We start from the raw sequence: 20,591 nt of genomic DNA, 5'->3' as shown, positions 1-20,591 counted from the left end.
CGAGGTGGCGAGCAGGGCCACCGGCCTGCCCCGGTACGCCGACTCGACGAGGGCGTCGTGCAGTGCGGGCAGGTCCAGCCCCGGGAAGCGGTCGAGCCCGTCGATGACCAGCAGCGCCGTACGGGTCGCGGCCCCCGCCCGCACGCCGCCGGATGCGGGCGCCGCGAGTGCGGCACCGGACGCGTCGGGCACGGCAGGGGCGCCGGACGGGCCCCCGCGGGCGGGGGCCCACGGCCCCGTGGTCGGACGCGGCCGGCGTGCCCCATGCGGTCTCTGCGGGTGCCGCCCCCGCCGCCGTGGCCGCCCCGCCGGAAGGCCCGCCCCGCGCGCCGAAGGGCAGGCCGTCGGGCACGTGGCCGGGCGCCCCGCCCAGCACGCCGTCAGCCATGCCGTCAGGCAGGTCCCCGGGCCCCCTGCCCGGCACGCCGTGGAGCGCGGCCGCCAGCTCCGCGACGACCTCCTCCGTCGACACCGGCAGCAGTTCGGCCGAACCGCCGTCGATCCCGCCCAGGAAGTACACGGGGAGCCGGCCTCCTCGGCCCTGGCCGCGGCCTCCAGGCACCACCGGGACTTGCCGGTCCCCGGCGCGCCGAGCAGCACCACCCGCAAGGGCAGGCGGTCGCCCGCCGGCGCCGGGGCGAGCACGTCCGGGGCGGGGGCGGGCGCCTTCCTGAAGAACGGCAGCTCGTCCGGCAGCAGGAGCCGCCCGCGCACCGCCGCCGCGACCTCCGCCCGGCTGCGCAGCACGCGCGCCGGTGCCGGGCGGCCCCGGCGTGCCGCCGCCGCCCGTGGCCCGACCAGCGGGATCACCGCGGCGGGCGGCGCCGAGGGAGGGCGGCTTCCGGGGTCCGCCGGCGGGCCTCGTCGAGGGCGGCGCGGGCGGCGTGGGCGGCGAGCCGGGAGTACCACCAGCGCACCCTTTCCCCGGCCGCCTCGTACGAGGTGTGCACCAGGGCCTCGGCGACGACCGACCACAGGTACTGGGCGCGCCACACCTCCCGGTCGCCGGGCAGGCTCTGCCGGCACACCTCGTCGACGGCCCGTACCGCGTCGACCACGCCGGCACCGATGCCCGGGCCGACCGGGCGCGCCGGGTCGACGACGACGGAGAGGAGGGCGCCCGCCTCGCCGGCCGCGTCCGCCGGCAGGTCGGTGACGCGCCGCCGCATCAGGGCGAGCACCAGCGACGCGACGTCACGGCTGAGCGGCACGTCCTCCTCGTAGTGCGCCAGGTCGATCAGCCAGTGCCGTCCCGCCACCGGTCTCCCGTCGCGCCGAGCCACCAGGACGTTCTCCAGGTGCAGGTCGCCGTGGGCGCGGCCGACGAAGCAGTCGAGGGGCAGCGCGCCGGCCGGGTTGCCGGGCGCGGTCAGCAGGGCCGGGTTGGGCAGGATGAGGTGCGGCTCCTCCTCGTCGCGGATCCACGGGCCCGCGTCGGCCCCGGCCATGAGGACGCCGTGCGCCCAGGCGCGGGCCGAGCGGCCCGGCTCCATGGCCGACCGCAGCTCCCCGGCGACGAACTCCCCGACGGTGGTGCGCCGCAGTGCGCGGTCGGGGTTCCAGGAGGTGAACAGCGACGCGGTCAACCGCGCGCAGGGCTCGGCCAGTTCACCGTTCAGGGCGGCGCCCAGCGGCATGACCTCGTCGGCCGCCGGCGGCAGCCGCTGGAACATCAGCCGGCGGCCGTCGGGCAGATCGTGCGGCGGGTACGCCTGGGCGACCACGTGGGCGTCGGTGAAGCCGGGAGCGGCGGCCCGCGCCCGGTCGTGGCGGTCGGCCTCGGTGGTGTCGGGCCCGGCGGGCAGCAGCTTGACGACGATCCGCTCGTCCGACCGGTCAGGGTGGCCGAGGACGGCCAGGCCCAGGCGTGCGCCGCTGTGCCCGGAGTGCCGCCACGGCTCGGCCTGGGCCCGTACGGTGACACCGCGCCCGGCCCAGTGGGCGTGCAGTGCTTCGGCGGCGGACGGACCGAACAGGGCGGTGAGACCGTCGTCTCGGGCTCCGTCTTCGAAGGCCGGGGCCGGGGGAGGGGGAGCGGCGGGGGCGCGGCGGCGTGGGGAGTGCCGTGCCGGTGGGGAGGGGGCCGGGCGGGTCGTGGGGGGTGTCCCGGCCGGCGGGTTCCGCCGCGCCGCCGTGCGGGTGAGGTCCGTGCACGTCGCCCATCCCGCGCCCCCTTCGCTCCGCTGCGGCGCCCCCGCGCCACGCGCCTGATACCCCGTGGCGCCCGGCGTACGCGGAGAGCGGGCGGTGGGGTCGTGCCGGTGGCCGCTCCCGTGGCGGGCGGAGCGGCGGTCCGTACGGGTTTCGCCGGGGGGCGCCTGAGGGGGCGAGGATCTGCCGGGGGCCTGCAGGGCGTGTGAGGGCGGGACCGGGTCGGGCGGGGCCCCGGGGCCGGGTCCGGGCGGGGCCCGTCGGGTCCCGATGCGTGGTGCCGCGGGTGCCGCCGTCAGGGGGCTTCCTGGGTGCGGAGGGCGTGGTAGTCGGCCTCGACCACGGGGGCAGGGCCGCTCAGGACGATCTCGCCCGTGGCGGCGCCCGCCGCGGAGGCGTGGTCGGTGACGCGGACCACGGTCGGCAGGTGCGGAAGGGCGTGCAGGAGGCGGGCGTCCGCCTCCGGGGTGGGGTGGCGGTGGACCCGCACGATGTGGTGGCCGGTGGGGACGAGCTCCGGCCGCAGGGAGGGGCGCGGGCGGATCACCGTGTCCAGCGCGTCGAGGAAGCGGTGGCGGCCGGTCGCCGCGTGCAGGGCCTCGTCGGCGGGCGTGCTGTGGGCGACGGCCAGGCAGGCGAGGTGCAGGGGGCCGGTGCGGCGGCTGTAGGCGAGGCGGGTCGTGGCGGGGCCCTGCGTGATGCCGAGGACGTCGAGGGTCCGCAGGACGCGCAGCGACAGCACGCGGGCCAGGGTGTGCCGGCGGGGCATCAGGTCAGTGCGGTCCGGGCGCCCTTCGGGGGTCAGCGTCTCCCGCCAGACGTCCGTGACGATGTGCCGGGGGCCGGTCGCGGGGTCGGTACGGGTGAGGGTGTTCACCACGTAGCGGGGGCCCGGCACGTGCAGGGCCAGGACCAGGTGCGGGTCGCCGCAGTGCGCGAAGGCGCTGTGCCGCAGGTCCGCCCAGGCGGCGCGGAGCTCCTCCCGGCCGCGGCACACCACGGGCGCCGCCGGGGCGTCCGCGGCGGCCGGGGCCAGTTCGTATGCCGGCAGCCGCAGTTCGTCGGCCCGGGTGAGGGCCTCGTCCAGGCGGGCGGTGCGGAGGAAGGCGGCGGTGGGGATGCCCGCCGCGGCGAGGGCGTGGGCCTGGACGCCTCGGTCCCGGCGTAACCGCGAGGTGTGCGGGTCGGCGCCGGGCAGTCGCAGGCGGTGGGTGAGCTCGTCGGCCAGGGCGATGCCCGCGGCGCTGCCGGCGACGACGGCCCGGACGCCCAGCGTGCGCAGCCGGGTCGCGGTGCGCTGCGGGTCGCCGGTGTGCACGACCGTGGCCGTGTACGGGCCTTCGGGGAGGCGGGGCGCCGGGTGGGCCGTGGCGGACGGCGCCGGGGTGACGGCTATGGCGAGCGCCCCCTGCCTGCTGAGGGCGGTGGCGTACCCGGTGTCGTCCGGGAGCGGGGCGACGACCGCGGCCACGGTGCGGGTCGCGGGCACGGCGGCGAGGACGGTGGCCATCGGGCTCTCCCGGGGCTTGAGGACGGGACGTACCGGCGGGCGGGCGGTGCCTCAGGGGCGGGCGGAGCGCGAGCATGTGCACGGGGGGGGGTGCGGCGGAGCCGCCGGGCCGCGGACGCGCGGGGTGCCGCCACCCCCGTGAGCGGCACCCCCGCGGACCGGTCTGCGACCGGATCATTGCGTTGCGCGTTGATCCTGCTACCCAGCGCTCAGATGTGTCAACTATTCCTGCCTAAAGGGGCAGGCTTGGTTGGCCATCTGGTCCGGGATGGCAGGAGCGGTTACCCTCGCGTCAGCACTCAGCCAGTGATCAGACGAAGTGCCGAGGGAGACCTCCCGGTGACAGACGCCCACGCTCCCCTCGCCGACGTGCTCGCACGCATCTCGGAGCTGACCGGCCGGCCGGGCCGCCTCCCCGACGTACTGGACGTCGGCGACCTGTCGTACCGCACCGGTGTCCCCGCCGGCATCGTCGCCGACCTGCTCGCGGGCCGCCGCGTCCCCGAGGTGCCGCTGGCCGACCGGGTGCGGCAGCGGCTGGAGTTCGTCCGCGAGACCCGCCGCAGGCCCGACGGCAAGCGGTACTCCCTGGACGAGATGGCGAAGGTCGCCGGGGTGAGCCGCCAGTCGCTGACCGAGTGGCACAGGAGCAGTCTGCCGAAGCTGGAGCACGCCGACCGGCTGCGGCGGTTCTTCGGGCTGCCCGCGGGCTTCTTCACTGCCGACGAGGCCGAGGCGCTGTGCCACGCGCTGCAGCCCGTGGTGCAGGAACTGGAGGCCAGGGCCGACCCGCTGGGCCGACTGCGGGAGAGCGGTCTGGTCAGCCTCGCGTCCCGCGCCCATGAGATGACGCCCCGTCAGTTGGCTGCGCTGGCGCAGATGGCCGAGGTGATCGTCGCCAAGAACGGCGGGAGCGGCGACGGCGCGGACCTCCCGGAACCCCGGCGGCCCGAGAACGGCTGAGACCGCACCGCGCCCCGGCGCCCCGGCGCGGCTTGTGCCCGTGCCCGGGTTGGTGTCGCGGTGCTCCGGTGTGGGCCGTGCCCGTGCCCGGGTTGGTGTCGCGGTGCCCGGGTGCGGCTCGTGCCCGCGGCCCGGGTTGGTGTCGCGGTGCCCGGGTGCGGCTCGTGCCCGCGGCCCGGGTTGGTGTCGCGGTGCTCCGGTGTGGGCCGTTCTCGTGCCCGGGTCGGTGTCGCGGCGCCCCGGTGCGGCTCGTGCCCGTGCCCGCGGCCCGGTGCGGTCCGTGCCCGTGCCCGTGCCCGTGCCCGTGCGTACGCGGGTCCCGTGCAGCCGCCTCATCCCGTCCGTGTCGGGTGGCGACCGGGACCTCCGCGCCGGTACGGCTGCCCATCGGGACCTCCACGCCGGTACGGCTGCCCATCGGGCCCCGCCCGGAACGGCTGCGACCCCTCGGCCCGCGCGCGCAGCCCCGCACGCCGCCGCCGAGCGCCCGAGCTCCCGGCAGCGCAAGGGGAATACCGGCCTTCCGGGGCGCGGTGCGCCGTCTGCGTTGTCCTGCTGCGTCGCTTTCGCGTACCCCTCAGGTTCCTGCTGCGCTGCGGGAAGTTGTGGCTCAACGCGCGTCCGACTTGGCATATTTGCCGGTGCCCACACCATGACGTCGCTTCCGGGGGGAAGGGTGAGCAAGAGCAAGGAGATGCGGCGGCTCGCCGACGACATCGCCGGTCGCATGCGGCTGTGCCCTCCCACCACCCGCGAGGAGCTGTTCGCGGCCCTGGTGGCGGCCGTGGCCGAGATCCGGGGCCGCCGCGTCGTCCTCTGCGAGGAGGTCTTCCCGCCCCACACGGCCAGCGGACTGTGGCTGGAGCTGAAGACGCACGACATCATCGTCGTGGAGAAGCGGGCCGCCCCCATGCACCAGCTCGTGATCTTCTTCCACGAGGTCTGGCACATGCTGAAGGGCGACTGCGGTCTCCACGTCGGCGGCGCCGCCGTCGCCTCCCGCCTGCTGACCGGCGACGACGACCCGCGGCAGGCCGCGGCCGCCGCCGTCAGCATCGCCGCCCGCACCGACTTCAGCCTGCACACCGAGCAGGAGGCCGAGCGGTTCGGCCTCTTCATGGGGCGCCGCCTGCGCAGTTGGCTGCACGGCTCGCCCTGCTCCGGCCCCGGGCACTCCGCCGGGCACGACGACGGGATCGCCGGACGCATCGGGACGGCGCTGGGGTACCGCGGGCCGCGGATCTGACCGTGCAGGGACTCAGCCAGTACGTCGGCGCCGCCGCGCTGTGCCTCGGGCTCGCCGTGAAGGCCCCCGACCTGCTGCGGCACCGGCGCGAACCCATGGTGCTCGCCATCACCGCCGTGTTCGTGCTGGGCGCCGCCTCCTTCCTGCTGGGCGCGCCGTCGACGATCGCCGCGGTCAACCGGCTCAGCGGCGTCCCCAACCTCGCCGCCCCCCTCACGTACTCGGTCATCACCGCTTTCAGCGCGTCCTGCCTGGTGCTGCTCGTGCACTGGCGGGGCGGTCCGGGCGTGCGGACCGCCACCCGCCGCTGGATCGGCGGGTACGCGCTGCTCGTCGCGGCCATCGTGGTGCTGTTCGTGCTCGGGGACGCCCCCGTGGAGCGCCGCGCCGACCTCGACACGTACTACGCCGCCACGCCGTTCATCCGCGAGATGGTGCTGCTGTACCTGGCGGGGCTGCTCACCGCGGCCGCGGCCACCTGCGTCCTGTGCCGGCGGTGGGCCCGGGAGGTGCGCGGCTGGGTGCTGGCCGGGCTGCGGCTGCTGACGGCGGGTTCGGCGGGGATCGCGGCGTTCGCGCTGGCCAAGCTGGCGGCCGTGGTGGCGCGCTGGTCGGGCCGGGACTGGGCGGAGCTCAGTACGACGGTCGCCCCGCGGGCCATCGCCGTCGCCGCCGTGCTGTCCGCCGTGGGATACGTCATCCCGCTGGTGGGTCCGCGGCTGGCGGAGGGCGCCCGCGACTGGCGCACCTACCGGCGGCTCGGTCCGCTGGAGCGCGAACTGGCGCCCGTGCTGGCCCGCCGCGCGCTGCGGGCGCCCGGCTCGTGCGGGCTGTCGCCCGCCGCCCTCCTGGTGTGCCGGGAGAGCAGCATCCACAACGCCCTCGCGCACTTGGCGCCGCTCTTCGACCGGGCCCTGCACGAGCACACCTACCAGGCCGCCCTGCGCGCCACCGGCGACCGGGCGCGGGCCGAGGCCACCGCCTGGGCCGCCGTCATCGCCGCGGCGGCCCGCACCCCGCTGACCGACCCCGCAGGACCGGGAAGCGCGGGGCGTGCGGGGGAGGCGGCGGGCGGCACGGAGTCGCGGGGCGGTACGGACCGGGGGCGTCCGCTGCGCCGGGGGGAACCCCGGCCTGCCTCGCGCGGCCGGCCCCCGCCGCCTGGCCCGCCGTGTCACTCCACCTCGGCGCGGCCGCGGCGCCCCCGACGCCGACCGCCCCCGCCGCGGCCGTCCGCGGCACGTCAGCGGGCGCCCCCGCCGGCGGCGACCCGCGGGGCTTCCTGGAGCCGGGCCACAGCAGTACCGCGTCTGGAGACCCTGCCGCTGCGGCCGTCCGCGGCACGTCAGCGGGCGCCCCCGCCGGCGGCGACCGGCGGGGCTTGCCGGAGCCGGGCCACAGCAGTACCGCGTCTGGAAATGCCGCCGCGGCCGTCCGCGCCGCGCTGCCAGGCGGCCCCGCCGCCGTCAGCGAGCCGCCGTCCACCCCCGCCGTCAGCGAGCCGCCGTCCACCCCCGCCGCAGGGCCCCTGCCGCCGGATCCGCCGCCCGCAGCGCCCCTGCTCTGGGACTCCCCGCCGGCGATGACCGCGTCCTGGGACGCCCCGGCCGCGGGACCCCTGCCGCCGGGCGGCCCGGCCGGCGCGCCCGTGCCCGCCGCGCTGGTGCAGATCGCGCGGGCCCTGCACACCTCGCCGCTCGTCGCCGCCGCCCGTACCGCCACCGTCGCCGGGACCGTGGTGGAGGGCGGAGCCGCATGAGCCTCGTGGTCTACCTGGCCGCGGCCATGCTGCTGCTGGCCATGGCGGTGAAGCTGCGCCGTCCCCGCACCGCGCTGCGCGATCCGCTGATCCGGTCCGTCTGCACGGCGATCCTGCTCAGCGCCCTGACGTTCATCCTCGCCGCGCCCCACACCATCGCCGCCGTCAACGACGCCACCGGCATCCCCAACTTCGGCGCGCCCCTCACCTACTCCGTGCTGTCGGCGATGAGCTGCTCGCTGATGGTGGTGCTGCTGCACTGGCGGGGCGGGCCCGTGGAACGCATCCGGCGCACCGCCCGCGCCTGCGTCGCCGCCTACGGGCTGCTGATCGCCGCGATCGTCGTCCTCTTCGCGTGCGCCGACGCACCCGTGGAGCGGCTCTCCGACCTCGACACCCACTACGCGAACACCCCGTACATGCGGGAGATGATCCTGCTGTACCTGCTCGGCCACAGCGTCTCCGAGCTGGTGCTGCTGGCCTGGTGCTGGTCCTGGCAGCGGGAGGTGAGCGGCGTCCTGCGCACGGGGCTGCGGCTGATCGCCGTGGGCTGCCTGCTGGACGTGGTCGGCTTCCAGGCCACCAAGTACGTTGCCGTGGGCGCCCGCTGGCACGGCTACGACTGGGACTTCCTGTCCACCTTCGTGGCGCCGCCCCTGGCCTCGCTCGGCGCGCTGACCTGCGCCGTCGGCTTCATCCTGCCGCGCGTCGGCCCGGCCGTCGCCGCCGTCGCCACCGCGCTGCGCGACCACCGCAGGCTCGCCCCGCTGTGGGGTGAGGTCAGCGCCCTCGCGACCGCCCCCAAACCGCCGACCGCGTGGTGGCACTCCCCGCAGGAGCGGCTGCACCAGCGCGAGGTGTCCATCCACGACGGCCTGCTCGTCCTCGCCCCGCACCTCGACGACGGTGTCCGCCTCGCCGCCAGGACCACCGCCCTCGCCCAGGGCCTCGGGGAGCACGACGCCCGCGTGGTCGCGGAGGCCGCGATGCTCGCCGACGCCGCCCGCCGCGCCCGCAACGGCGCGCCGCCGCAGGAGACCCCGAGCCCGTACCAGCTGTACGCCACCGAGGCGGCTGACCCCAGCGCCCTGGTGGAACTGGCGCGGGCTCTCGCCACCTCGCCCGTCGCCACCGCCGCCCGCGAGGGGACCCTCAGCCTCCCCACTGCCAACCCCGAGGGGTCCCTCAGCCTTCCCACTGCCGCCCGCGAGGGGCCCCGCACCCTCGACGCCGCCGCCTCCGAGGGGTCCCTCAGCCTCCCCACCGCCGCCTCCGAGGGGCCCCGCACCCTCGACGCCCCCGCCCGCACCCCCCAGGACAGGACGCACCATGCCCCGTAGCGCAGTCGTCATCGGAGCAGGGCTGGCCGGCATGCTCGCCGCCGCCGCCCTGGCACCGGTCGCCGACACCGTGACCGTGCTCGACCGCGACACGCTGCCGGACGAGCCCCGGCCCCGCAAGGGCCTCCCGCAGGGGCGGCACGCCCACATCCTGCTGCCCGGCGGGGCCCGCGCCATGGAGGAACTCGTCCCCGGGGCGCACGGGCAGCTGCTCGCCGCCGGGGCGCACCACATCTCCATGACGTCCGGCATGGTGCTGTTCACGTCCGACGGCTGGCTGCGCCGCTGGCGCCACGACGGCCACCGCCTCACCACGTGCAGCCGCGACCTGATCGACCACACCGTCCGCGCCGCCGTCCTCGCGCGCGCCGGCGTCACCCTGCGCGCCCGCACGCAGGCCGTACGGCTCCTCGGCACCGCCCGGCGCGTCACCGGGGTGCGCGTCGCACCGGACGGCGGCCCGGAGGAGGACCTGCACGCCGACCTCGTCGTCGACGCCAGTGGCCGCGGCTCACGCGCCGTGCACTGGCTCGACGCCCTCGGCATCACCGGCGTCCCGGAAGACGTCGTGGACTCCGGGCTCGTCAACGCGTCCCGCATCTACCGCGTCCCCGAAGGCGCCGAAGGGTTCCCGCTCACCACCGTGCACGCCGACCCCTACGGCGGCCGCCCCGGCACGTGCGGCACCGTCGTCCCCATCGAGGGCGGCCGCTGGATGGTCAGCCTGTGCGGCACCCGCGGCGCCGAACCGCCCGCCGACCCCGACGGCTTCCTCCGGTACGCGCTCGACCTGCGCCACCCCGTCGTCGGCCGGCTCGTCTCCGGTGCGGAGCCGCTCACCGGCGTCACCCTCAGCCGCAGCACCCGCAACGGCCGCCGCCGCTTCGAGAAGAGCCGGCTGTGGCCGGACGGCCTCGTCGTCCTCGGCGACGCCGTCGCCACCTTCAACCCGGTGTACGGGCAGGGGATGTCCGTCGCCGCGCTCGGCGCCCGCTCCCTCGCGGACGAGGCGCGCGCCGCCGGCCTCGCCGCCCCGGGCTCGCCCGGCGCGTGCAGCGGGCCGCCGCGCGCTGGGTCGAGGCGGCGTGGGCGCTCAGCACCGCGCAGGACATATGGTTCCCCGACGTACGCGGCAAGCGGCCCACCCTCGCCGACCACCTGGTCACCGGCTACGCCCGCCGCCTGACGCGGGCCGCCACCGGTTCGTACCGCGTCACCACGGCCATGGCCGACGTCACCAACCTCACCGCGGACGCCACCCGCCTCCTGCGGCCGTCCCTGCTGCTGGCCGCCCTGGCGGGCCCCGCCCTGCCGCCGCTGGCCGGACCGCCCCTCACCCCGGCGGAACAAGCCGTGCTGGACCGGCTCGACCGCGCCGAGCCCGCGGGGTCAGCCGTCCACGGGTAGGCCCCGGGGCTCCTTGATGCGTTTCATGATGATCTGCGAGTTGACCTCCGTCACCCCGGCGAGGGCGGTCAGCTTCTCGATCCAGAGGCGCTCGTACGCGCGCAGGTCGGCCACGGCGATCCGCAGCAGGCAGCCGGGGCTGCCGAACAGGCGGTACGCCTCGATGACGTCCGGGATGTCCTGGAGGGCGGCCTCGAACGACTCCACCACCTCGCGGTCCCGTCTGACCTCGATGGACACCAGCACCTCGAAGCCGCGGTCCACGGCCTCCGGGTCGATCACCGCGCGGTAGCCGCGGATCACCCCGTCCTCCTCCAACTGCCGCACCCGGCGCATACAGGGGGAGGGGGTGAGCCCGACCCGCTGGGCCAGCTCCTGGTTGGTGAGCCGCCCATCGTTCTGAAGCTCACGCAAGATTGCCCGGTCGATCGCGTCCATGGCGCAATTATCCGCCACGTGAGCCCGCTGGGCCGAGCGAACTGGCGATCACATTGCGCACAGATTTTCCTATCCTTGCGCTCAGTGTTCTGAGCGAGGGAGAGGCGGACACCGTGGCACGGATCGTCGTCATCAGCACCGGCGGCACCATAGCCAGCCGCTGGCAGGGCTCCGGCTTCGCCGCCGACGCCGACGGGCAGGAGGTCATGGCGACCGCCGCCGTACCGGAGGGCGTCACCATCGAGGTCGTCGACCTCTTCAGCGTCAACAGCCCGCGGCTCACCACCGCGCACCAGCTCACCCTGCTGCGCACCGTGCACGAGGTGCTCAAGGACCCGGGCGTCGACGGCGTCGTCGTCACGCACGGCACCGACACGCTGGAGGAGTCCGCGTTCCTGGTGGACCTCCACCACGACGACCCGCGCCCCGTCGTGTTCACCGGTGCCCAGCTGCCGCTCGACGCGGAGGACGGCGACGGGCCCCGCAACCTCCACGACGCCCTGCTCACCGCCGCCCGCACCCGCGGTCTCGGCGTGCTCGTCGCCTTCGACGGCAAGGCGCACGCCGCCCGCGGCACGGTGAAGACGCAGACCGTCGCCGCCGACGCCTTCGCCGACCCGTCCGGCCCCCGGATCGGCACCATCGGCTTCGGGAAGGTCTCCGTCCTGCGCCACCCCCGGCGGCCCGCCGCGCTGCCGCTGCCGGACGTGTCCTCCCCGCTGCCCCGGGTGGACATGGTCATGCACCACGCCGACGGCGACGCCCTGCTGCTGAACGCCGCCGTGGACGCCGGGGCGCAGGGCGTCGTCCTGGTCGCGACCGGCGCCGGCAACGCCACCCCCGAGATCGTCGACGCCGTCGCCGCCGCCCGGGCCCGCGGTGTGCTGGTCGCCCTCACCACGCGGGTCCCCTCCGGGCCCGTCACCGAGATCTACACCCACGGCGGCGCCGTCGACCTCGTCGCCGCGGGCGCCGTGCCGACCGGCACCCTGCGCGCCGGGCAGGCCAGGATCGCCGTGCTGAGCGCGCTCCTCGCGGCCACCGGGCCCGCCGAACGGGAGCGGGTCCTGCGGCACGCCCTGCAAACGCCCGCCGAGGAGCCCGCGGAGCCCGCGGAGTCCGGGAAGTCCGGGAAGTCCGCGGAGCCCGGGAAGCCCGCGGAGTCCGCGGAGTTCGGGAAGTCCGCCGAGCCCGCCATGGCCTCGGAGGCCCTCGGCGCCCGGGGCCCCGGCGGGCTGGTGCGGGCCTGAACGCCGAGCCCCGCCCCGCCGCCCTGGGCGGGGCCTGACCCCGCCCGTCCCCCTCCCGGGTGCCGTCCCCTCCGGGGGTTCGTCCCCTGCCGAGTTCGGTCGTCCGCCGAGCTCCTTCCCCTGCCGAGTTCGGTCGTCCGCCGAGTTCCCTCCCCTGCCGAGAACCGGCTGCCGGTACGGCGCTCCGCACGCCCCCGGCCGCCGCTTCTGCCGCTCCCCGCACCGCCCCTACCCTCCCGCGCACGAGAGAGCCCCACCGCCATGGGCACGAGCCCCCGCCCCACCGCCGCCACGTCCGGTCCCTCCGCCCTCGACTCCTCCGCCCCCTCGCCGGTCGCCCCCTCGCCGGTCGCCCCCTCGCCGGTCGCCCCCTCGCCGGTCGGCTCCTCCGGAGCCACGGAGCCCGGCCCCGCCGCTGCCACGGTCCCCGCCGGCCGCGCTCCCGAACCGGCCCCCGCCTGCGCCTCCGGTCCCGCCGCGGCCCCCGCCTTCCGCAGCGAGCACGACCTGCTCGGCGACCGGGACGTCCCCGCCGACGCGTACTACGGCATCCACACCCTGCGGGCCGTGGAGAACTTCCCGATCACCGGCACCCCCATCTCCGCCTACCCGGACCTCGTCACGGCCCTCGCCTGCGTCAAGCAGGCCGCCGCGCTCGCCCACCGCGACCTCGGCCTGCTCGACGCGCGCAAGGCGGACGCCGTGGTCGCGGCCTGCGAGGAGATCCGCGGCGGCGGGCTGCACGACGCGTTCGTCGTCGACGTCATCCAGGGCGGCGCTGGCACGTCCACCAACATGAACGCCAACGAGGTCGTCGCCAACCGCGCCCTGGAACTACTCGGCCACGCCAAGGGCGACTACCGGCACCTGCACCCGCTGGAGGACGTCAACCTCGGCCAGAGCACCAACGACGTCTACCCGACCGCCGTCAAGATCGCCCTGGACTTCACCGCCCGCCGGCTGCTCGACGCCATGGCGGTCCTGCGGGACGCCTTCGCCGCGAAGGCGGAGGAGTTCGCCGACGTCCTGAAGATGGGCCGCACACAGCTCCAGGACGCCGTCCCCATGACGCTGGGCCAGGAGTTCGCCACGTACGCCGTCATGGTCGAGGAGGACCGCAAGCGGCTCGGGGAGGCGTGCGCCCTCATCCGGGAGATCAACCTGGGCGGTACGGCCATCGGCACCGGGCTCAACGCCCACCCCCGGTACGCCGCGCTGGCCTCCCGCCACCTGCGGGAGATCACCGGGCTGCCGCTCGTGGTGGCCGACGACCTCGTGGAGGCCACCCAGGACGCCGGGGCGTTCGTGCAGCTCTCCGGAGTGCTGAAGCGGATCGCCGTGAAGCTCTCCAAGACCTGCAACGACCTGCGGCTGCTGTCGTGCGGGCCGCGCGCCGGCTTCGGTGAGATCGACCTGCCGCCGGTGCAGGCCGGTTCGAGCATCATGCCCGGCAAGGTCAACCCGGTCGTGCCCGAGGTGGTCAACCAGATCGCGTACGAGGTCATCGGGAACGACATGGCCGTCACCATGGCGGCCGAGGCGGGCCAGCTCCAGCTCAACGCCTTCGAACCGGTCATCGCCCACAGCCTCCTCAAGAGCCTCACCCACCTGCGGGCCGGCTGCCTCACCCTCGCGGAGCGGTGCGTCCGCGGCATCACCGCGAACCGGGACCACCTGGCCCGGCTCGTCGACCACTCCATCGGCCTGGTGACCGCGCTCAACCCGTACATCGGCTACGAGCAGGCCACCGCCGTGGCGAAGGAGGCGCTGGAGACCGGGCGCGGGGTCCGCGAACTCGTCCTGGTCAAGGGGCTGCTGACGGAGGAGCGGCTGCGCGAGGTGCTCCACCCCGACAACCTCGCCCGCCCGCACGCCGCTGCCCGCGCGGCTGCCGCCGCTGACGGGCGCGCCGCCGTCTCCGCCGTCTCCGCCGCTGACGGGTGCGCCGCTGTCTCCGCCGTCTCCGTCGCTGACGAGTGCGCCGCCGTCTCCGTTGCCGGAGGCGCCGCGGCCACCGCGGGAGGGGCCGCCCCCGCGTGCGCTGAGGGGACCGCCGGCCCCGCCTCGGCCGCCCGCACCGCCGGCTGAGCCACGAAACCCGGCCGGGCCCGCACCCTCCACGGGGCCCGGCCGTCCCCGGGCCCGACCGTGCCGGGCCCAGGCCCGCGAGTGCGGCGGGCCCCGAGCCCCCGGTCGCCCCACCCCCGTGGCACCGGGGGCTCGTGCTGCCAGGGCCGGGGCCCGGGTGTCGGCGTGCGTGGCCGGTGAGGGCCGCTCGTGCCGCCCGTGCGCCAGGGAGCCCGGGTCCCGGCGTGCGTGGCCGGTGGGGGCCGCTCGTCCGGCCCGCGCCAGGAATCCCGGAGCCGGGCGTGGTGCGTAGGCGGCAGGTGCCGCTCGTACCGCCCGTGCGCCAGGGAGAGCCGGGGGAGCGCCTCTCCTGCCGGTATGCGGAACTCTTGTTCCGTCAGGGGCGGTTATGGAAAAGTGAGGCCCCTCGCAGCCCACCAGGCTGCCCCCGCCGGCGTGTTGGCCCCCATCGGTGCACCCTCCCACCGCCACACTCGGCCCGGACGGAAGAACCGCCATGCACCAGCACACCTCGGCTCCCACCGGGGACTCCGACGCACGCCTCCTCGAAGTCCTGCACGGTACAGCCCCCGGCACCTCCCTCGGCGCCCCCGCCGATCCCGCCCTCGCCCCCGCCGACCCCGATCCCGACCCCGCCTCCGGCGCCGCGGCCCTGCTCCTCGCCCGGCACTGGCAGGCCCTGCACGCCTACACCGCGCTCTTCACGCCGTCCGGGCGGACGGCGGGCATGGCCGCCGCCGCGGTGTTCGCCCGGCTGGCCTCCGCGCCCCCGGAGCGGCCCGAGCCGCCCGCGGGACCTCCCGCGCCCGCCGCCCTGCGCCCGCGACTCCTGGTGGAGGCCCGCCGGGTCCTGGCGGAGTGGGCGCGGCCGGGCCGCGTCGCCGCCGCCCTGCCGGGCGTCCGCGCGCCCGCCGAGCCCGCCGAGAGCCGGCGGCTCGTCGCCCTCGCCTTCCACGCCCTGCCCGAGGACGCTCAGGTCCTGCTGTGGCACAGGGAGGTGGAGGCCGAAGGGCTGTCCGTCCCCGCCGCCCTCCTCGCCCTCGACCCGCGCGAGGCCGGGTGGCGGCTCGACGAGGCCCGCACGCTGCTGCGCGCGGGCTGCGCCGACGCGCACCAGGCGCTCGCGCCCGACCGGGAGTGCCGCCACTTCGGCAGGCTGCTGGACCTCTCGCTGCGCCGGACCGGGCCGCTCATCCCCGACATCCGGCGCCACCTCGCCCGCTGCGCGTTCTGCCGCCGCAGCGCCGACCAGCTGCGGCAGGCGGACGGGCGGCTGCCGCTGCTCCTCGCCGAGGCGGTGCTGGGCGGCGGCGCGGAACGCTACCTGGAGACCCGCCCCGGCCGCCTGCGCGCCGCCGCCGGAAGCCCGCCCGGGACGGGTGCCCACCGGGAGCGGCTGCGCCGGGCGGGCCGCCACGCCCGGGCGGTACGGCGCCGCCTCGCGCACCCCGCCCTGCGGCGGCCGGACGGCGGGACGCTGCTCACCGGCCTCGGCTTCGGCCTCAGCGCCCTGCTGCTGGCGGCGGCGGTCTCCGGGCTGTGGCCCGCGGCGGACGGCGGCGACCGGGCCGCAGGCCCGCAGGCGCCGCCCACGGCGACCGCCGCGCCGCCGCCGGCACCGGCCGGTCACCCCGAGGACGGCGCCGCGCTGCGGACCCGGCTGCGCACCGCCGCCCCGCACGGCGGTGTCCTGTGCGTGGACGTGCGAGGCGGCGCGGGGGACGGGGCCGCCCTGACGCTCGCCGCGTGCACGGGGGCGGTGACCCAGACGTGGCTGCACGAACCGGACGGGCTGCTGCGCAGTGCGGCCGCGCCGGAACTGTGCGCCGACTCCGGCCGGCCGGACGGGAGCGTGGCGCTGGCCGTCTGCCGGACGGGCCCGGAGGTGCGGTACGACGTGACCGTGCGGGGCGCGGTGGTCCCGCGCGGGGACGCGGCGCTGGCCCTGGCGGCGGTCACGGCCGAGCCGGGCTCGGACCTCGTCGTACGGCTCCGGGAGGCGGCGTCCGAGCAGCGGTGGCTGATCGACGGGCCGGGCGGGGAGGGTGCCGCGCACGCGGCCGGGACGCAGCCGGCGGCGCCCGGCCCCCTGTGGGGCGCGGGCGCCGCGTGAGCGTGCGCGGCGGCCGGGGCTCGGGATCCGCCCCGGCCCCGGCCGCGGGCGCTAGGAGGTCTGCGCCTTGCTGTAGAGCGCCTGGGCCTCGTTGCCGAAGTACGGGCCGAACATGCGGTTGGGCAGGAAGGCGTAGCCGAAGCTGTTCACCGACACCTGCAGGCCGGTGCCGCTCGCCTCGCTGAAGCCGGTGAACCAGGGGCCGCCGCTGGAGCCGCCGGTCATGTTGCAGCCGAGGCTGTGGTCCTGGCTGAGCAGGAAGTCCTTCGACGAGTTGCCGCTGCAGTAGACGAGCTTCGAGCCGTCGTACGGGGACGCGGCCGGGAAGCCGAAGGCGTACATCGGCTTGTTGTAGCCGCCGTTGAACTGGAGGCCCTGGGCGCCGGTGACGTCGGTGAGCTTCCGGCCGTTCAGCGGGGCGACGACGGCCGCGCCGACGTCGTGGTTGATGTCCTCTCCGGACTCCCACTGGGGGGTGGTCAGCGTCTTGGTCGCGGTCCACTGCCCGTAGGGGGCGTTGCCGTCGGCGTAGGCGGGGACGAACACCCAGTTGGTGTGCCAGCTGCCCTGGTACTTCACGCAGTGCCCGGCGGTGATGACGGTGGACTGGTTCTGGCTGGTCACCGCGTTCCCTGAGCAGGAGGCCGTGCGTCCGTCGAAGGTGAAGAACACCCGGCCCGAGGTCTTCACGACGGCCCCGCCCGAGCTCCACGAGCCGCCGGCCTGCGGGAAGGCGAGCGGCCCTGCGGCGCCGGCCGCGCCGGCCGCGGTGTCCGCGGCGGCGGTCGGGGCGACGGTGGTGGTCGCCCCGCCGGGCTCCGGGGTCTTCAGCTGCTTCAGCTGCCCGGGCGTCAGCTTCAGGTCCAGGGGGCGGCGCCGCGCATGCGCTCGGCGGTCCAGAAGGCGGCGGCGTCGCGCTGCTCCTCCGCGGTGATCGCGTGGGTGGCGGCAGCGGCGGTGGCGCCGGAGGTGTCGGGGGAGGGGGCGGCACTCGCCGGGGCGGCGGCCAGCGCGCCCGCGAGCAGGGCTGCGGCGCCGAGCAGGGTGGCCGCGGAGGAACGATGGCGTCTCACACATGTCTCCTTCTGCCGTGCCCGGGGCCGTGGGGGCGCCCGGGCAGGGGGGTGGGGGGAACGAAGGGATGCGGTGCGGATCGCGGTACCGGGATGCGTGGTGCGAGAGGCAGCGTGCCACGCGCCCCCGGAAATGTCAGGAGCGCGTCACGAGTCGCTTTACCGGCCGATGAGCGGTTTCGCGAAGCAGCGGCTGGATTCGTACGTGCGGTAGTAGCCGAACTTCGTGCACGGCTCGTATCCGCTCGACTCGTACAGGGCGATGGCCTCCGGCTGCATGGTCCCGGTCTCCAGCACCATCCGGAGGCGGCCCGCCGCGCGGGCGTCCTCCTCCAGAAGGGCCAGAATCCGCCTGGCTATGCCCAGGCCCCGCGCCTCGGGTATCACGTACATCCGCTTCAGCTCGGCGTCGCCGTCGGAGTACCCCTCGTCGTTCTCGTCCTGCGCGCGCCACCCGCCGGTGGCGACGGGCCGCTCCCGGTCGTCGTACGCGATCAGGTACAGCCCGCGGGGCGGCTGGAAGTGGTCCGCTTCCAGGTGCGTCACGTCCCCTTCCCCGTCGTACCGCTCGGCGTACTCCAGCTGGACTTGGTCGTTGAGCTTGAGGGCGTCGGGGTGGTCGAACGGCACAGGGCGAATATTCATGCGGGGGATCGTACTTCTATGCGGAGGGATGGGGGGAGGAGCTTCTGTCGTATTGTGCCGGGATGCTCACCGTGACGACCGCCAACGTGTGAGAAACGTCCGCTCGGCGCGTGTGTCGCGAGGTGGGTCGTCGCCCGGGGAAGGCCCGACCGTACGTGTCCGGTCGGGGCTGCCGTGTCCCGCCCCGCCGTGATCCGCCGTGACCGCGGCCGGGTGGGAGCCTTCACGCCCTCCCTGCGGGAGGCCTCGTGGATCTGGTGCGGTAGGGCCCCGGTCGGCCGGGGGGATGGATGCCGGCCGGGGCAGTCGGGGTCACGTCCAGGCGGGTTCGAGGGCGCGGAGGTGCGCCGTACGGACCTGCACTTCGGCGAAGAACGTGTCCGGGCCGGCGTCCAGGTGGGCGACGAGGTCGGCGTACACCTGCTGGGACGCTTCGTCGATCTCCCATCGGCACGACCCGCACCGGTACCAGCCGGGCGCGCCGGGTACCGCGGGCAGGCGGCAGTGCGGGCAGTCCACCGCGGCTGCGGGGACTTGGGCGCGGAGGTGGGTGGCCATATTCCACGACGCCTGGTGGGGCCAGGCCCGCAAGGTTCACGGCGAGCGGGACGGCACCCGGGCGTTGATCGAGGTCCTGCTGCTGAACCGTCACCTCGCCCACGAGCACGTGGTCGCGGGCCTGGCCACCGCACTGCGGGCCGGCGCCCTGACCGCCGACGCGGTCGCCCTGGAGGCCCGCAAAGCCGCCCAGACGGAGGACGAGCCAACCATCGGCGCATCCATCCCGGCGATTCCTGGGCAGATGCCGGCCACTGTCACGTCACTGCACGAGTGGCGGCTCGCGCACCTCCCACCGGACACCAGACCACTGCCGTCGGTGACCCCCTATGACCAACTGCTCCGACGCCGCCGCACCAGCGGCAGCGGACACCGTGAGGGAGAAGCCCAGTGACCCTGCCCCGCCAGCGAGGCTTGACCGAGCAGGCCGCCGACGCCGCGATCGACACCGCCTGTCGTTTGCTGCGGCTGCCCTCGATCCGTAACGAGTTCAACGACATCGTCGACCGGGCGGTCAAGGACCAGATGACCTACCGCGACTTCCTCGCCGAATTGCTGATGACCGAGTGCGATGACCGGGCCCGCCGCCGCTCGGAACGACGGATCAAAGCAGCGGGCTTCCCGCGGGAGAAGTCCCTGCGGGCCTTCGACTTCGACGCCAACCCGAACATCGACGCGGCCACCGTCCACACCCTCGCCAGCTGCGAGTGGATCAGGAAGAGCCAGCCGCTCTGCCTGATCGGGGACTCCGGCACCGGCAAGTCCCATATGCTCATCGCCCTGGGCACCGAGGCCGCCATGAAGGGCTACCGAGTCCGCTACACGCCGGCCACGAAGCTGGTCAACGAGCTGGTCGAGGCCGCCGACGAGAAGCAGCTCAACAACACTATCGCCCGCTACGGCCGCGTCGATCTCCTCTGCATCGACGAACTCGGCTACATGGAACTCGACCGCCACGGCGCCGAACTCCTCTTCCAGGTGCTGACCGAGCGGGAGGAGAAGAACAGCGTCGCCATCGCCTCCAACGAGTCCTTCGGCGGCTGGACCAAGACCTTTACTGATCCGCGCCTCTGCGCGGCCATCGTTGACCGTCTCACCTTCAACGGCACGCTCATCGAAACCGGCACCGACTCCTACCGCCTCGCCAGCACCCGGGCCCGAGCCGAAGAGCAGATCACCAGCTGAAGATCTTCCCTCCCGGCCCTCCGGACACATCCCCAGGGCCGGGAGGCCCAAGGGCACAAGGCGATCAACCCTGCCGCCGTTTCTGCGAAGCCGCAGGCATCGAAGTAGAACGATCGCAAGGGGGAGGAGACTGCCAGTGCGCGACGCTGACCAGTCCTGGCGCCAGCATGTTTGAGGCATGCCCCCAGGTCCTCCGTCACGACAAGCACTCGGCGAGCAGGTCGACGACGTCGCGCCAGGCTCGCTGCGCGTGCTGTGGGTGGTAGCCGACACCGGGGACCACGGGGTGGTCGACCGGTGGGTGGTGGAAGGCGTGCAAGGCGCCGCCATAGACCACCAGGCGCCAGTCGACGCCCGCGGCCTGCATCTCAGCGGTGAACGCGTTTCGTTGCGCGGGCGGCATGATCGGGTCTTCCGATCCGACCCCGGCCCACACCGGGCAGCGGATGCGCGCTGCCTCGCCCGGTCGGCCCGTGGTAGTTGCGTTGACTGTCCCGATCGCGCGCAGGTTGACGCCGCCTCGCCCGAGTTCCAGCGCGATGGCGCCCCCGGTGCCGTAGCCGATGGCGGCGATCCGGTCGGGGTCGGTCCGGGGCTCGGTGCGCAACTCGTCGAGTGCCGCGTGGCCGATGCGCCGCATCCGGTCGGGATCAGCGAGCAGTGGCATGCAACGGGCCAGCATCTCCTCGGGGTCACTCAAATAGCGCCCGCCGTGAAGGTCGAAGGCCAGCGCTACATATCCCAGCTCGGCGAGAGCATCGGCCCGGCGGCGCTCGACGTCGCTGAGCCCCACGCCCTCTGGTCCGAGCAGCACTGCGGGCCGGCGGTCGACACCGGCCGGGAGCGCGAGGTGCCCGATCATCGT

General features: G+C 75.8%; 15 protein-coding genes and 3 pseudogenes. 11 read left to right on the top strand and 7 right to left on the bottom strand.

The genetic code is table 11. The annotated features are described in order from the left end of the window. Window positions 1-806: 806 nt before the first annotated feature. Together L6E17_RS30720 and L6E17_RS24840 are read right to left on the bottom strand one after the other, a co-directional pair. A complete protein-coding gene (locus L6E17_RS30720; RefSeq protein ID WP_268985622.1) occupies window positions 807-1,724 on the bottom strand; it encodes a hypothetical protein in 918 nt (305 codons plus the stop codon). A 722-nt stretch (window positions 1,725-2,446) separates the two neighbouring features. Continuing rightward, a complete protein-coding gene (locus L6E17_RS24840; RefSeq protein WP_236242934.1) occupies window positions 2,447-3,661 on the bottom strand; it encodes a hypothetical protein in 1,215 nt (404 codons plus the stop codon). A 339-nt stretch (window positions 3,662-4,000) separates the two neighbouring features. Here L6E17_RS24840 and L6E17_RS24835 point away from each other — a divergent pair, with 339 nt between their 5' ends. The 6 genes and pseudogenes from L6E17_RS24835 to L6E17_RS24810 all read left to right on the top strand — a co-directional run bounded on the left by L6E17_RS24835 (window position 4,001) and on the right by L6E17_RS24810 (window position 10,376). Then, a complete protein-coding gene (locus tag L6E17_RS24835; protein WP_236242933.1) occupies window positions 4,001-4,624 on the top strand; it encodes an XRE family transcriptional regulator in 624 nt (207 codons plus the stop codon). A 676-nt stretch (window positions 4,625-5,300) separates the two neighbouring features. Next, window positions 5,301-5,870 carry a toxin gene (locus L6E17_RS24830; RefSeq protein WP_236242932.1) on the top strand — a complete coding sequence of 190 codons (570 nt, stop codon included), beginning with the start codon at window positions 5,301-5,303 and terminating at the stop codon, window positions 5,868-5,870. A gap of 2 nt (window positions 5,871-5,872) precedes the next feature. Next, on the top strand, window positions 5,873-7,456 hold the full coding sequence (locus L6E17_RS24825; protein ID WP_236242931.1) for an MAB_1171c family putative transporter: 1,584 nt from the start codon (window positions 5,873-5,875) through the stop codon (window positions 7,454-7,456). Beyond that, window positions 7,453-7,629 (top strand): hypothetical protein, encoded by a 177-nt coding sequence (locus tag L6E17_RS24820; protein WP_236242930.1) that lies wholly within the window; start codon window positions 7,453-7,455, stop codon window positions 7,627-7,629. Before L6E17_RS24825 ends, L6E17_RS24820 begins: the two co-directional genes overlap by 4 nt. Further along, on the top strand, window positions 7,626-8,969 hold the full coding sequence (locus tag L6E17_RS24815) for an MAB_1171c family putative transporter (protein ID WP_236242929.1): 1,344 nt from the start codon (window positions 7,626-7,628) through the stop codon (window positions 8,967-8,969). Before L6E17_RS24820 ends, L6E17_RS24815 begins: the two co-directional genes overlap by 4 nt. Then, a pseudogene (locus tag L6E17_RS24810) lies at window positions 8,959-10,376 on the top strand (NAD(P)/FAD-dependent oxidoreductase). The gene L6E17_RS24815 and the pseudogene L6E17_RS24810 overlap by 11 nt, the downstream one beginning before the upstream one ends. Here the strand turns inward: L6E17_RS24810 and L6E17_RS24805 are convergent. After that, a complete protein-coding gene (locus L6E17_RS24805) occupies window positions 10,359-10,814 on the bottom strand; it encodes an Lrp/AsnC family transcriptional regulator (protein WP_236242928.1) in 456 nt (151 codons plus the stop codon). The pseudogene L6E17_RS24810 and the gene L6E17_RS24805 sit on opposite strands and share 18 nt — an antisense overlap. Before the next feature lie 113 nt (window positions 10,815-10,927). On the opposite strand from L6E17_RS24805, the gene L6E17_RS24800 reads away from it, so the two are divergent. The 3 genes from L6E17_RS24800 to L6E17_RS30715 all read left to right on the top strand — a co-directional run bounded on the left by L6E17_RS24800 (window position 10,928) and on the right by L6E17_RS30715 (window position 16,265). Beyond that, on the top strand, window positions 10,928-12,064 hold the full coding sequence (locus L6E17_RS24800) for an asparaginase (RefSeq protein ID WP_236242927.1): 1,137 nt from the start codon (window positions 10,928-10,930) through the stop codon (window positions 12,062-12,064). Between the two features lie 261 nt (window positions 12,065-12,325). Further along, a complete protein-coding gene (gene aspA, locus L6E17_RS24795) occupies window positions 12,326-14,152 on the top strand; it encodes an aspartate ammonia-lyase (RefSeq protein ID WP_236242926.1) in 1,827 nt (608 codons plus the stop codon). A 496-nt stretch (window positions 14,153-14,648) separates the two neighbouring features. Beyond that, entirely contained in the window at window positions 14,649-16,265 is a 1,617-nt protein-coding gene (locus L6E17_RS30715) for a ricin-type beta-trefoil lectin domain protein (protein ID WP_268985621.1), read from the top strand. A gap of 51 nt (window positions 16,266-16,316) precedes the next feature. Here L6E17_RS30715 and L6E17_RS24785 read toward each other — a convergent pair. The 3 genes and pseudogenes from L6E17_RS24785 to L6E17_RS24775 form a co-directional block, all read right to left on the bottom strand. Further along, window positions 16,317-17,338 (bottom strand): annotated as a pseudogene (locus L6E17_RS24785) (serine protease). A gap of 159 nt (window positions 17,339-17,497) precedes the next feature. Beyond that, window positions 17,498-17,983 carry a GNAT family N-acetyltransferase gene (locus tag L6E17_RS24780; protein WP_236242924.1) on the bottom strand — a complete coding sequence of 162 codons (486 nt, stop codon included), beginning with the start codon at window positions 17,981-17,983 and terminating at the stop codon, window positions 17,498-17,500. Window positions 17,984-18,295: 312 nt separating this feature from the next. Continuing rightward, window positions 18,296-18,541, bottom strand: coding sequence for a hypothetical protein (locus L6E17_RS24775; RefSeq protein WP_236242923.1), 246 nt, complete (start codon window positions 18,539-18,541; stop codon window positions 18,296-18,298). Here L6E17_RS24775 and L6E17_RS24770 point away from each other — a divergent pair. Next, complete coding sequence (locus L6E17_RS24770; protein ID WP_236242922.1) at window positions 18,534-18,935, top strand: hypothetical protein; 402 nt, start codon at window positions 18,534-18,536, stop codon at window positions 18,933-18,935. The two genes, L6E17_RS24775 and L6E17_RS24770, sit on opposite strands and share 8 nt — an antisense overlap. After that, on the top strand, window positions 18,932-19,726 hold the full coding sequence (istB, locus tag L6E17_RS24765) for an IS21-like element helper ATPase IstB (protein ID WP_236242921.1): 795 nt from the start codon (window positions 18,932-18,934) through the stop codon (window positions 19,724-19,726). The genes L6E17_RS24770 and istB overlap by 4 nt, the downstream gene beginning before the upstream one ends. A gap of 179 nt (window positions 19,727-19,905) precedes the next feature. Here istB and L6E17_RS24760 read toward each other — a convergent pair. Then, window positions 19,906-20,591: pseudogene (locus tag L6E17_RS24760) on the bottom strand (dienelactone hydrolase family protein); the annotation flags it as partial.

It is taken from the genome of Streptomyces sp. CC228A (assembly GCF_021390935.1).
GTDB lineage: Bacteria > Actinomycetota > Actinomycetes > Streptomycetales > Streptomycetaceae > Streptomyces.
Note: the sequence above shows the minus strand (reverse complement) of the source record. Positions and strands in the feature narration are given on the sequence as shown.